Origin of the sequence: Bosea sp. (in: a-proteobacteria) (assembly GCA_023910605.1) — a bacterium.
GTDB lineage: Bacteria > Pseudomonadota > Alphaproteobacteria > Rhizobiales > Beijerinckiaceae > Allobosea.
In genome coordinates this window covers 3211266-3223599 of record JAAVVV010000001.1, presented here as the reverse complement: position 1 = coordinate 3223599, position 12334 = coordinate 3211266, and the positions used below count along the sequence as shown (strand labels likewise).

Sequence of the window (12334 nt, the reverse complement as noted above, 5' to 3'; positions counted from 1 at the left end):
GCATCCTCCTCAAGCGGCCCGCATGTCGCGGGCGGAGCTGATGAGGCCTGCGAGCCTCAGCGCGGCTTCGCTGGCGTTGCGGTCCGTGTGGTGCTGCGTGAAGGTCCAGCCCAGCCGGCGGCATGTCGAGGCGATCGCCTCGCGGTGCGCGCCGATCCGTTCGCGGTAATCGCGCCCCCAGGCGCCGGCATCCCCGATGTCGAGCTTGAGATCGCTTTCGAGGTCGATAAGCTCAGCCTGCCCCGCAAAGGGAAAGAGGTCCTCCACGGGATCGACGATCATCACCACATGGCCGCGGCCGCCCTGGGCGCCGATCACGCCAAGCGCCGACAGCACCTTGTCGAGCGGGGTGAGCCAGTCGCTGATCAGGACTGCCTCGTCGAGCCGGCCGATGGCGCGGGCCGGCGGCAGATCGGCGATGAGGCCACCGACATCGCCCGCGATGTTTTCGACCAGCCGCTCCACGACACGGCGCGATGCAATGGGGCGGGTGAGGCCGAGCAGGCCGACCCGTTCGCCGCCATCGACCAGCGCGTCGGCGAGAGCCAGCGCCAGCACCAAGGCCCGGTCGACCTTGGACGCCTGCGCCAGCGACGAGGCGAAGCCCATGGAAGCGGAGCGGTCGACCCACATCCAGATGGTGTGCGAGGCTTCCCATTCGCGCTCGCGGACATAGAGCCGGTTGTCGCGGGCGGAGCGGCGCCAGTCGATGCCGCTGGAGGATTCGCCGGCCGTCAGCATGCGATACTGCCAGAAGGTCTCGCCGGGGCCAGCCTTGCGCCGGCCATGGACGCCGTTGACAAAGGCGGAAACGCGCCTCGCTTCCAGCGCCAGGCGCGGGAGGCGATGGGATAAGGAAAAGGCCTGCTCGCTGTCGCGGGCGCCGGGCGTTCGCTGGGTTTGCGTGAGGATGCGGGTCGTCGCCATGCGCCGCGCCGTCAGCCCAGCCGACCGACGAGCTGGCGGATGATCTCGTCCACGCTCTCGCCATCGGCGCGGGCGCCGAAATTGAGCGCTATGCGGTGCTTGAGGATCGGCGCAGCCAGCGCGGCCACGTCGTCAACCGATGGCGCGAGCCGGCCCTGCAACAGGGCGCGAGCCCGAACGGCGAGGGCCAGCGACTGCGAGGCGCGGGGGCCTGCGCCCCAGGCCAGCTTGGCGTTCATGGCGGGATCGGCCGAATCGGGCCGCGCGCCGCGCACAAGATCAAGGATCGCCTCGACCACGCTGTCGCCGACCGGCAGGCGGCGCACCAGTCGCTGGGCGGCCATCAACTGCTCGCCATTCATGGCGGCGCTGGGCCTGGCGCTCTCCGACCCCGTGGTTTCGATCAGCACCCGCCGCTCGGCATCGCGGTCGGGATAGCCGACATCGATCTGCATCAGGAAGCGGTCTAGCTGGGCCTCGGGCAGAGGGTAGGTGCCTTCCTGCTCGATTGGGTTCTGGGTGGCCAGCACATGGAAGGGGCGGGGCAGGTCGTGCCGCTCGCCGGCCACGGTGACGTGGTTTTCCTGCATGGCCTGGAGGAGCGCCGACTGGGTGCGCGGGCTCGCGCGGTTGATTTCGTCGGCCATGAGCAGCTGCGTGAAGATCGGCCCCTTCAAGAAGCGAAACTGCCGGCGGCCTTCGGGCGTCTCGTCGAGGACTTCGGTGCCGAGGATGTCGGAGGGCATCAGATCCGGCGTGAACTGCACGCGCCGGGCCGCGATGCCGAGGACATTGCCCATCGTCTCGACAAGGCGCGTCTTGGCGAGGCCCGGCAGGCCGACCAGCAGGCCATGGCCGCCGGCCAGCACGGTGATCAGCGCCAGGTCGACGACATCGCCCTGGCCGAAGATGGACTTGCCGATCTCGACACGGGCCTTGCCGATGGATTCCAGCGCCGTCTCGGCCGCATCCGCGACGGCCTTTTCAAAATCAACCGTTTCATGGGCAGTGGTCATGGGCTCACTCTCTGGAACGACAGATCTGAAAAGGCGCATGTGCCGCGGCCCGGCAGGCGCGGACCATGACCGCAGATTAGGGCAAACCGCCCCGGCCACAAGGGAGACGGCGCCGCAGTCCCCAAGCCTCGCAGAGGCCGTGCAGCCATCGGGCAGGCCTGCCCTGAAGAGGCTACAGCCTTGAAGCGGGACACAGGCGTTGACGCGCTCGTGACCGACATCAAATCACTGTAAGGGAGCATGCTCGCGATCATGAACGTTCAGTAGAGGGCGCTGAGCGGGCTTCCACAAGGCAGCGCCCGACAATCAGGATCACAATGGCGAGAGAGACGGACGAACAGGACAAGGGCCGGGAGCCGGCGGGCATGGGCGGGCTGGAGCGGCTGATGGCGTCGATCGGGAGCGGGCAGCGCTCCTTGCCGCCGGTCGAGCGCTGGAATCCGCCCTTCTGCGGCGACATCGACATGCGCATCGCGGCGGATGGGGCCTGGTTCTACAACGGCACCGTGATCGGCCGCCCGGCCCTGGTGAAGCTCTTTGCGTCCGTCCTCAAGATGGAGGATGGCCGGCATGTGCTGGTCACGCCTGTCGAGAAGCTTGGCATCACTGTGGATGACGCGCCCTTCCAGGCCGTCGAGATGGCCGTCGATGGCGAGGGTGACGCACGGATGATCGCGCTGCGGACCAATGTCGACGATCTGGTCAGCGTGGGGCCGGAACACCGGCTCCGGTTCGTGAAGGCCGAACGCGACGGGGTGAGGCCTTACCTGCATGTGCGGCGCGGGCTGTGGGCACGCGTCACACGGTCGCTGAGCCATGATCTGCTTGCGCTCGGCGAAACGCGGCTGCATGACGGAGCCATGGTCTTCGGCATCATGGCCGGGGGGCTCTTTCATCCTGTGATGGACGCGGCCGAGGTTGGGGGTTCGTGAACGCATTCGCCTTCGAACGGTTCAGCATGCTGGCGCAGGCACGCCTCAGGCGCGCTCCGCCCGAGCCGGGCGAAATCATGCCGCGGTCCCGTTCAGATTTCGATGATCAGGCCACGATGATGGCCATGCCGGACGAATTGACGCTGACTCAGGCGGCCGTGCTGGTGCCGATCGTCAAGCGGCCCGAGGGCGCCTCCGTGCTGCTCACCATGCGGGCCGCTTCGCTGCGCTCTCACTCCGCCCAGATCGCTTTTCCCGGCGGCAAGATCGATGCCGACGACGCCACTGCCGTCGATGCGGCGCTGCGCGAGGCGGAGGAAGAGATAGGGCTTGACCGCTCCCTTGTGACGCCGCTCGGCTTCCTCGACGCCTATCTCACTGGCAGCGGCTATCGCATCGTGCCGGTGGTCGCGGCGGTCGAGCCCGACTACACCCTCGCCCTCAATCCGGGCGAGGTGGCCGAAGCCTTCGAGGCACCGCTCGGCTTCCTGATGAACCCGGACAACCATGCGCGCCATGGCCGCGAATGGCGCGGCGTCTGGCGAAGCTACTATGCGATGCCCTATGGTGAGCGCTACATCTGGGGCGCCACAGCCGGCATCCTGCGGAACCTGCACGACCGCCTGCTTGGCGCGGGAGTGTCTACCGGAGAATTTCCTGCATGATCCGCTTCCTGGACGATCTTGTCCTGTTCACGCTGCCCTTCTTGCTGTTCGCGATCTGGCTGCTCGCCACCAACCGCAACCCTTTCGACATCGCGCACTGGAGCGGCTGGAAGTTCGGGCTCACCGTCGCGGGCCTGCTGCTGGGCATAGCCTCGGTGATCTTCGCGGGGCTGACATCGGACAGGCACACCGGGCCCTATGAGCCATCGCGGGTGGAGGATGGCCGGCTCGTGCCGGGCCGCTTCGTCGACAAGCCCTGACATGAACGCTGCGGAGCGCATCGCCGACCTCCTGCGGTCGCCCGGCGTGGGGCGTATCTTCGCGCTGCTCGGCAGCGAAGGGGGGCAGGCGCGCATCGTCGGCGGGGCGGTGCGCAACGCGCTTCTGGGTCGCCCGGTCCGCGACATCGACTTCGCGACCGCGCTGCTCCCGGAGGCGGTGATGGCGCGCTGCGCTGCCGCAGGCCTGCGCGCCCTGCCTACGGGCATCGAGCACGGCACGGTGACGGTGCTGGCCGAGGGCGCGCGCTTCGAGGTGACGACGCTGCGCCGGGATGTGGACACTGACGGGCGGCGCGCTGTCGTGGCCTATTCGGCAAGCTTCGAGGAAGACGCCTCGCGGCGGGACTTCACCATCAACCAGTTCTCGCTGAGCGCAGACGGCGTGGTGCATGATTACGCGGGGGCGTTCGACGACCTCGCCGCCCGCAAGGTGCGGTTCATCGGCGATCCTGCAAGCCGCATCCGCGAGGATTACCTTCGTATCCTGCGGTTCTTCCGCTTCCATGCCGAATATGCCGCGGGTGACCTGGATGGTCCGGGGCTCGCCGCCTGCATCGCGCTGCGGGGAGGCCTGGGCCAGCTCTCGGCCGAGCGGATCCGGGAGGAATTGCTCAAGACGCTTGTGGCGGACGGCGCGGGGATCGTGGTGCCGCTGCTGGTCCACACTGGCATCTGGCATGCGGCCATGCCGAAAGTGGAGCCAACGCCGGCCGCCTTCATCGCCGCGATCTCGGCTTTTCCGCAATCGGACGCGCTGGCGCGGCTGGCGGCTCTCGCCGTGCGTTCGCGCGAGGATGCTGCCAGGCTGGGCGATGGCCTGCGCCTGTCGAGCGCGGCGGTTCGGCGGCTCGACCTTGCCAGTCAGGCTCTGGCGAGGCTTGAAGCCGAGGGGCTGCCGATATCGTCGCGCGCCTATCGGCTGGCGGGGATCCGGCTCGGCGCCGAGGCGGCGCGCGACGCGCTGGGCATCCTCGCGGGCCATCCCGGCGTGTCAGCGCCGGAGTTGGCCGCGCTGGACATTCCGCGCTCGCCTTTCAGGGGCGAAATGGTCATGGCGCGTGGCGTGCCGGCCGGGCCAAAGGTCGGCGCCGCTCTGGAGCAGGCGCTCGAACTGTGGGCGGCGGCGGATTTCCCGGAGGATGGGGCCGCGCAGGAACGCTGCCTGCTTGACGCCATCGCCGGCGGCAACGCCTGACGATCGACGCCCATGGCATGGCCATGAGCGCCCTTCAGCGTCGCAGCTTCAGGCCGCCTTGCCCCTGGACCCCCCGGCAGGCTTGCGCCCGCGGGCATCATCTTCCTCCTCGTCCTCCTCCTCCTCCTCCTCATCCTCGTCTTCCTCCATCGCGCCATCCTCGACGGATTCGAGCGCGAAGGCGGGGATCACGGCTTCCCTGAACTCGCCGAGCTCGTCGGAAAAATAGAGGCAGGTGACGTGCTCGCCGAGCACGGAAATGACGGTCAGCGCCGGGCCGCCGGATTTGACGCTGACAATATCGCCTTCGGAGAATGTCATGGGCAAAGGCTCCTGTTGTGTGAGCCGGCACCCTGGCTGCACAACATGTCCGCCTCGTGTCGTCGCTGCGGCGAATGCCAGCTGATCAGGGCCAGCGCACCGTCGGCGGCATCGAGGACAGGATGGCGTCGACATTGCCTCCCGTCTTCAGGCCGAAAATCGTGCCGCGGTCATGGAGCAGGTTGAATTCGACATAGCGGCCGCGCCGCTCCTGCTGCTCCTCGCGGTCAACCTCGGTCCAGGGCGTCGTCCAGTTGTCGCGCACGATCTTCGGATAGACATCGCGGAATGCGCGCCCCACCGCCTGGGTGAAGGCGAAGTCGTTCTCGACATCGTCGGTCCAGCGATAGTCATAGAAGATGCCGCCGATGCCGCGCGGCTCCTTGCGGTGCTTCAGGAAAAAGTACTCATCGCACCATTCCTTGTAGCGCTGATGATCGATGCCGTGCGCCAGGCAGGGCGCGCGCATCGCTTCATGGAAGAGCACGCTGTCGCGATCCTCCTGATTGCGCCTGCGCACCAGCACCGGGGTCAGGTCCGCGCCGCCGCCGAACCAGGGCTTGGTCGTGACGACGAAGCGGGTGTTCATGTGCACGGTGGGAACATGCGGATTCCATGGGTGGGCGATCAGCGAGATGCCGGTGGCGTGGAAGCGCGGATCCTCCGCCGCTCCTGGGATCTGGCCGGCGAACTCGGGCTGGAACGTGCCGAATACGGTGGAGACATGCACGCCCACCTTCTCGAAGACGCGCCCCTTCATGATGGACATCACGCCCCCGCCCCCTGGCGTGCCGTCATGGTTGAGGCGCGCATGCGGGGTGCGCACGAAGCGGCCCGGCCTCTGCGCCTCGTCATGGAAGGGGCCTGCCGCCTCGTCCTCGAGCTGCTCGAAGGAGGCGCAGATCTGGTCGCGCAGCGTCTCGAACCAGGCTTTCGCGCGGGGCTTCATGGCATCCGCCAGCGCAAGCTGCGCCCTGGCGTCGGGGTGCGGCGCGGAGCCCGCGGCGGCATCATTCATGGCTCGACCTCTTCCCTCGCTCGCTTGCAGCGAAGCGGTTTGCAAATCCGGCTGTCTGGCGCAAGGCCTCGCCAAGAACCATGGCGGCGGCGAGGGCCACATTGATCGAACGCAAGCCCGGCGCCTGGGGGATGAAAACGCTCGCCTGGGCTGCGTCGCGCACCGCCTGCGTCACGCCGGCGGATTCCCGACCCACGAGCAGCACGTCGCCGTCGTGGAACGGAAAGCTAGCATAGGGCACAGCGCCATCGGTCTCCACAAGGACGAGGCGCGAGCCCGCAGCGACCCGCCAGCGCTCGAAGGCGGCGAAGCTGTCATGGCGCGCCACCGCCGCGCGTTCGATGTAATCCATGCCGGCGCGCCGGAAATTGCGGTCGGAGACATCGAAGCCCGCAGGTTCGATCATGTCGATCGCAACGCCGAGGCAGGCGCACAGGCGGATCAGGGAACCGGCATTCTGGGGAATGTCGGGTTGGAACAGGGCGAGGCGAGGCATGGCGCGAAGGTGACAGCCCGCTCGCTCCAAGGCAACCGCAGCCGAGGCCGGCGGCGGCCGCTCAGAAGCGCGGCGGCAAGGGGCGTTCGGCCCTCGCAACGGGCGGTGCCGGCGCGGCCGGGGCAGGGCCTGAACTCCAGCGATAGCTCTGCTGGCCCGGCGCCACCGGCAGCGAAGTGGCCGAGGCCGGCATGCCCATCCGTGCGGGCTGCGCCGGCTGGCCGGGCCTGCGCGCTTCCTCGATCGCGAAGGGGTCATTGTCGGGGTCGACGACATCGCCTTCGATGTCGCCGATCACGACCTCTTCGGAAACGTGGCCGGAGCCTGGAAGCCTGATCGGCCCGCCCGGCGCCGCCATCGGCCCTGCATCGGCCAGATCGATCGCACGCGGCCGCTGGGCAGCGCCCTGGGCCAAGGGGAAGGGCGCCTGCCGGGTCTGGTTGAAGGCGTTCATGTTGCGCGCGGGATCGGGCAGGGGCAGGTCGCGGCGGGGCGTGTACTTGATCACGGGGCGGCAGATCGAGCGGCCGCCATTGTGCCGCGCCAGATCGACATGGAAATGGTCATAGTGGAACATGTCGGCGCCGGGCCCGAGCACGGTCTTGTAATGCTCGCAGGCTCCTACAAAGACCTCGCGCAGGAAGTCCTGCTCCTGAGGAGTGCCTCGCCAGCCATGGCGGACGGTAATCTCGCGCCCGTCGCTTGTGCGGAAGGCGAAGATGTCGAGCGCGTTGCCATATGAATGTTCGGAGCGGCGCGTGGTGCCGCTGCCATTGTTCATCGCGCGGCAAGAATAGGAACCTGTCTTCATCTCGATGACCTGCACGCCGAGCACGGCCATCGCCGCAGGCTGCACCACCTTCTCAAGGAAGCGGTCCGTCGTGGCGATGATCGGGCAGGAAAGCGTCTGGGTGGAGGTCAAGCCGATGCGGCCGCCGGCAAAGGCGCTGACGCGAAGGGGCTTTTCCATGCCGCAGGAGCCCGGGCCCTGGATCGGCGCGCCGCGCAAAGACACATAGGCGGAAGTCTGGACTTCCCCCCTCGCCATGCAGGCCGCTTCCGCCGCATCGCGCCAGGCCGCACGCTGCTCGCCCTGATGGCGACCGCAACTTGCCAGACCCAAACCGATGAGCGCGAGGCCGAAGAACGCAACGCCACTCTTACGCATCGCGTCAAAATGCGTGATAAAATTTAACGCGCCGCTAAGGAACATTGGCCGCAGCGTCGCGTGTCAGCAGATTCGTGGTCAATGAAAGATGAACAGCGATCGACGGCAAGGCGAGGATCATCTTCCCCATCCTGATGGCGGGCGTCATGGCCTTCCTGATGACCGCGCTGATCACATGGCTCAATCTCGGGGCGCCGCCTGATTTCCTGTGGCGGTGGCTGAAGGCCTTCGTCATCGCCTGGCCTGCCGCCGCGATCGCCGCCTTCATCGCCATTCCGCTGGCGCGCAGAGCAACCTCGGCCATCGTGCATCTCATCGACGCTCGCTGACCAGTGAAGGCCGAGTACATTCCGGAAAAGCGCCGATGAAGCTGCGGATTTTCATCTTTGCTTCAAGCGATGCTTAACCGCGATCTTCATCCACAGCCTGCCGCTGCGGCACCAGAATCCGTTTGCGCTTCCTGCACGATTTGTTAGCCTTGAAGTCGTCCTTCAGAGGAGGTGACCATGGATTGGACGCCTGCAATAGATCGATTGGCCATGACCGTCGCATTCGCGCTCGTCGCGGGCATCGTGATCGGAGCGTTCTGAGGTCAACGTGCCGGCCTCGTGGTGAGACGCCGGTGGGTCGAAGGGTAAGCGTCGCGCAGATCGGGATCACCATCAGGCTCCCGAAAACGCAAGATGAGTCCATTCAAAGCCGCAGCCCATGGTTCCATGGTTGCGGCTTTTTTCATCGCCGACGGGGCGTGCCAGCTTTTCGGCGAAAAGGAGCGCGCCAACGCTGCGGCGTGAGGGGTGCGGCGCAGGGTTTTGCAGCCTCACGGCCCGGGCCGTGCGCCAGGATGAGCGAGCCGGTGGACTTCCGTGCGCGGGTTCCAGCCGATCGTGCCGCAGGCGAAGGCATATTCGCCGGGCGGCCCGTTGCTCCGTTCAAGCCGCCTTCTGGTAGTCCTTGATGTCGCTGAAGACGAGGGCGGGCGCACGCTCCGCCTCATAGCGCAGCGAAAACGGGCTCGATGCCATGAACACCGGATCGCCATCGAGATCGTTCGCCATCGACGATGCATGGCTGCCGACGAACTTGTCGAGCGCGACTTTGTCGGCGGAGGTCAGCCAGCGGCAGATCGTGAACTGGCACGTCTCGAACTCGACGGGAATGGCATATTCCGCGTCGAGACGCTCCTTGAGCACGTCGAGCTGAAGTGCCCCCACGACGCCGACGATGGCGGGTGCGCCATCATGCGGCACGAATAACTGCACCACGCCTTCCTCCGCCATCTGCTGGAGGGCCTCGCGCAGCTTCTTGGATTTCATCGCGTCCTTGAGCTTGACGCGGCGCAGGATCTCGGGAGCGAAGCTGGGCACGCCGCGGAACACCAGATCCTCGCCATCTGTTAGCGTGTCGCCAATGCGCAGGGCGCCGTGGTTGGGAATGCCCACGATGTCGCCGGCATAGGCCTCGTCAGCGATCTGGCGATCCTGCGCAAAGAAGAACTGCGGCGCAGACAGCGACATCGGCTTGGCGGTGCGCACCAGCCTGGCCTTCATGCCGCGGGTGAGCTTGCCCGAGCAGACGCGCACGAAGGCGATGCGGTCGCGGTGGTTGGGGTCCATGTTTGCCTGGATCTTGAATACGAAGCTCGTCATCTTGGGCTCGCCCGCCGTCACGGTGCGGCGGTCGGCCACCTGGGCGCGCGGCGGGGGCGCAAGCCGGCCGATCGCCTCGATGAGGTCGCGCACGCCATAATCGCGCAGCGCCGCGCCGAAATAGACCGGGGTGAGATGGCCCTGGCGGAACTCGGCCATGTCGAAGGGCTTCATGCCGCCCGTTGCCAGCATCACCTCATCGCGCCAGTCATCAGCGCCGTGCGGCAGCAGGGCATCGAAGGCGGCGTCCTGCGGACCCGAAACAGCCCGGTCTGGCGCATCGGTCTCGTTGTTGCGGATGAAGCGACCATGAAGATCATAGGTGCCGACGAAGTCACGCCCGCGGCCGATGGGCCAGGTCATGGCCGTGGCGTCGAGCGCCAGCGTCTTCTCGATCTCGTCGATCAGGTCGAAAGGATCGCGCGTCTCACGGTCCATCTTGTTGATGAAGGTAATGATGGGAATGTCGCGCAGGCGGCAGACCTCGAACAGCTTGCGCGTGCGCGCCTCGATGCCCTTGGCCGCATCGATGACCATCACGGCCGAATCGACTGCGGTCAGGGTGCGATAGGTGTCGTCCGAGAAGTCCTCGTGGCCGGGGGTGTCGAGCAGGTTGTAGACCACGCCGGCATGTTCGAAGGTCATCACCGATGTGACCACCGAGATGCCGCGCTGGCGCTCGATCTTCATCCAGTCCGAGGAGGTCTGGCGCCGTCCCGCCTTGGCCTTGACCTCGCCGGCGAGTTGGATCGCGCCGCCGAACATCAGCAGCTTTTCGGTGAGCGTGGTCTTGCCGGCGTCCGGGTGCGAAATGATCGCGAAGGTGCGGCGGCGCAGATGTTCTGGCTGGGGGCTGTCCGGCATGGTCGTCATGTGCGTTTGAGTAGCGGCGAATGCCGGCATGTCAACGTTCCGCAACGCGCCGGCCCATGGCGTTGGGCGGCTTCCCTCTGGCGAGCGCCTGGCAACCTGATGATCCGAAAGGTGCAATGCACCGCCATTCCGTGATGGAAATGCGCCGGCAGGTCATGTAGCCTTTCCTTAATGGTGGCGCGCGAACATCGTTTGCATCGGTCAGTCCACCCGTGCAGCCCTTATCCAGAGCCCGGACCGCCACCCATGTCGACGCAGCCGCAGCATCACCGTCTCTTCAGTCGTGACTACAGCCGCGCCGAGATCATCTCGGACGGAGCGGTGCATGTGGTCGGGCTGGTCGCGGCGCTGATCGGCCTGACGGTGCTGGTGATGCTCACGGCCCGCTGGCGCGGCCTGATAGAGGTGTCGGCCGTCATGATCTACGGCGTGGCGCTGGTCACCATGCTGGGCTGCTCGCTCGCCTACAACATGATCCCGGTCTCGCCGCTGAAATGGTTCATGCGCCGCTTCGACCATTGCGGCATCTACCTCCTGATCGCCGGCACCTACACGCCGCTCCTGACCCAGGTGTCGGACCCGTTCACGGCTTATGCGCTCGCGGCGACGGTGTGGGGAGGGGCCGTTGCCGGCATCGTGATGGCGCTCCGTTTCCCGGGGCGCGGGGACCGGTTCAAGATCGCGGCCTATCTCGCGCTCGCATGGGTGGCCGTGCTGGCCTTCAAGCCGCTGATGGCTTCGCTGACCGTGACGACCATGACCCTCGTGGTCATCGGCGGGCTGCTGTACACCTCTGGCGTGCTGTTCTACCGCTGGCACAGCCTGCGCTACCAGAACGTGATCTGGCACGTCTTCGTCGTCAGCGCGGCCGCCTGCCATTTCGCGGCGATCACCGTGGCGATGGCCAGCGTCTGAGGACGCATGATGCGCAGATCGATGCGGGGATTTTGTTCCCTCGCCGCCGTCCCGCCCGATGCATGGGAGCCATGCCATGGGCGTCAAGAGAATCGGCGTTGACTTTTCGGGAAGGTCCCGCTAGATGTAAATCACGATTTTAGGCCGGATACCTAGGCCCGCCGCGCTTCTTGCGTCGGTCTGCTGATGAGCTTCTTTCCAAAGTCGAGCAGCGCGAATGCGTGTCGAGAGGCAGCGTCGCTTCATCCACGAAGGTAAGAGAACATGAGCGAAGGTACGGTCAAGTGGTTCAACGCAACGAAGGGCTATGGTTTCATCCAGCCCAGCGATGGCGGGACAGATGTGTTCGTGCATGTCAGCGCCGTTGAGCGTGCTGGCATCCGCGAGCTGCGCGAAGGTCAGAAGGTCAGCTATGAGCTGGTTCAGGACCGTCGATCCGGAAAGATGTCTGCGGATCAGCTTCAGGTTCTCTGAACCCGAGCACGAAATCCTGTCCAGCAAGGGCTGATGCCATTGCTGCCGGCGACCACGGATGTACTGGCGCCAGGCGTATCAAGCGGTGTTGCACGCTGGACAAGACGAGGGGGGTCAGGTTTGCGCCTGGCCCTTTTTTCTTGAGGCCATGGATTCATGAGGCCTGTCCATCACGTAGCTCTGGTGTTGCGGGCCCCATGCCGGAGAGTATCTTTCCGCTGCGGCCTTTTGCCGTCATGGCAGAATGGCGAAACGGACGACGCGCAGGAGCATCCCGCCGTTGGATCTGGCGCTGTTCATCCAGCGACGGCGATGCGGGGATGGCGGGTCTTCCTCCCGCTTCGGGCTGGAGTTAGCTTCAATCTCCGGCCTTTCCGGACCAATCTCCGTCTGTCGTGATTGAC

14 protein-coding genes are annotated in these 12334 nt (G+C 66.3%); 7 read left to right on the top strand and 7 right to left on the bottom strand.

Annotation, left to right across the window (positions count from 1 at the left end; all coding sequences use genetic code 11):
• Nucleotides 1-9: 9 nt before the first annotated feature.
• Entirely contained in the window at nucleotides 10-927 is a 918-nt protein-coding gene (locus HEQ16_15570) for a DUF58 domain-containing protein (GenBank protein ID MCO4055435.1), read from the bottom strand.
• 11 nt (nucleotides 928-938) lie between these two features.
• Complete coding sequence (locus tag HEQ16_15565) at nucleotides 939-1943, bottom strand: MoxR family ATPase (GenBank protein MCO4055434.1); 1005 nt, start codon at nucleotides 1941-1943, stop codon at nucleotides 939-941.
• A 317-nt stretch (nucleotides 1944-2260) separates the two neighbouring features.
• Here HEQ16_15565 and HEQ16_15560 point away from each other — a divergent pair, with 317 nt between their 5' ends.
• From HEQ16_15560 to HEQ16_15545, 4 genes are read left to right on the top strand one after another with little or no spacing between them, the layout of a single operon-like run.
• Nucleotides 2261-2875, top strand: coding sequence for a DUF1285 domain-containing protein (locus tag HEQ16_15560; GenBank protein ID MCO4055433.1), 615 nt, complete (start codon nucleotides 2261-2263; stop codon nucleotides 2873-2875).
• Nucleotides 2876-2901: 26 nt separating this feature from the next.
• Nucleotides 2902-3540, top strand: a complete 639-nt coding sequence (locus HEQ16_15555; GenBank protein ID MCO4055432.1) for a CoA pyrophosphatase — start codon at nucleotides 2902-2904, stop codon at nucleotides 3538-3540.
• Nucleotides 3537-3800 carry a hypothetical protein gene (locus HEQ16_15550; GenBank protein MCO4055431.1) on the top strand — a complete coding sequence of 88 codons (264 nt, stop codon included), beginning with the start codon at nucleotides 3537-3539 and terminating at the stop codon, nucleotides 3798-3800. The genes HEQ16_15555 and HEQ16_15550 overlap by 4 nt, the downstream gene beginning before the upstream one ends.
• A 1-nt stretch (nucleotide 3801) precedes the next feature.
• Nucleotides 3802-5016 carry a CCA tRNA nucleotidyltransferase gene (locus HEQ16_15545; protein ID MCO4055430.1) on the top strand — a complete coding sequence of 405 codons (1215 nt, stop codon included), beginning with the start codon at nucleotides 3802-3804 and terminating at the stop codon, nucleotides 5014-5016.
• Nucleotides 5017-5064: 48 nt separating this feature from the next.
• Here HEQ16_15545 and HEQ16_15540 read toward each other — a convergent pair whose 3' ends face one another.
• From HEQ16_15540 to HEQ16_15525, 4 genes are all read right to left on the bottom strand, one after another.
• Nucleotides 5065-5337: a DUF2158 domain-containing protein gene (locus HEQ16_15540; GenBank protein ID MCO4055429.1), complete on the bottom strand. Its 273-nt coding sequence runs from the start codon at nucleotides 5335-5337 to the stop codon at nucleotides 5065-5067.
• Nucleotides 5338-5422: 85 nt separating this feature from the next.
• Nucleotides 5423-6355 (bottom strand): oxygen-dependent coproporphyrinogen oxidase, encoded by a 933-nt coding sequence (gene hemF, locus HEQ16_15535; GenBank protein MCO4055428.1) that lies wholly within the window; start codon nucleotides 6353-6355, stop codon nucleotides 5423-5425.
• Nucleotides 6348-6851 carry a tRNA (cytidine(34)-2'-O)-methyltransferase gene (locus tag HEQ16_15530; protein ID MCO4055427.1) on the bottom strand — a complete coding sequence of 168 codons (504 nt, stop codon included), beginning with the start codon at nucleotides 6849-6851 and terminating at the stop codon, nucleotides 6348-6350. Before HEQ16_15530 ends, hemF begins: the two co-directional genes overlap by 8 nt.
• A gap of 61 nt (nucleotides 6852-6912) precedes the next feature.
• Nucleotides 6913-8019, bottom strand: coding sequence for an extensin family protein (locus HEQ16_15525; protein ID MCO4055426.1), 1107 nt, complete (start codon nucleotides 8017-8019; stop codon nucleotides 6913-6915).
• Between the two features lie 134 nt (nucleotides 8020-8153).
• Here HEQ16_15525 and HEQ16_15520 point away from each other — a divergent pair, with 134 nt between their 5' ends.
• A complete protein-coding gene (locus tag HEQ16_15520) occupies nucleotides 8154-8348 on the top strand; it encodes a DUF2798 domain-containing protein (GenBank protein MCO4055425.1) in 195 nt (64 codons plus the stop codon).
• A 603-nt stretch (nucleotides 8349-8951) separates the two neighbouring features.
• Here the strand turns inward: HEQ16_15520 and HEQ16_15515 are convergent.
• Entirely contained in the window at nucleotides 8952-10541 is a 1590-nt protein-coding gene (locus HEQ16_15515) for a peptide chain release factor 3 (protein MCO4055424.1), read from the bottom strand.
• A 246-nt stretch (nucleotides 10542-10787) separates the two neighbouring features.
• On the opposite strand from HEQ16_15515, the gene HEQ16_15510 reads away from it, so the two are divergent.
• Both HEQ16_15510 and HEQ16_15505 read left to right on the top strand, forming a co-directional pair.
• Complete coding sequence (locus HEQ16_15510) at nucleotides 10788-11456, top strand: hemolysin III family protein (protein ID MCO4055423.1); 669 nt, start codon at nucleotides 10788-10790, stop codon at nucleotides 11454-11456.
• Between the two features lie 264 nt (nucleotides 11457-11720).
• Nucleotides 11721-11930 carry a cold-shock protein gene (locus HEQ16_15505; GenBank protein MCO4055422.1) on the top strand — a complete coding sequence of 70 codons (210 nt, stop codon included), beginning with the start codon at nucleotides 11721-11723 and terminating at the stop codon, nucleotides 11928-11930.
• Nucleotides 11931-12334: the final 404 nt, after the last annotated feature.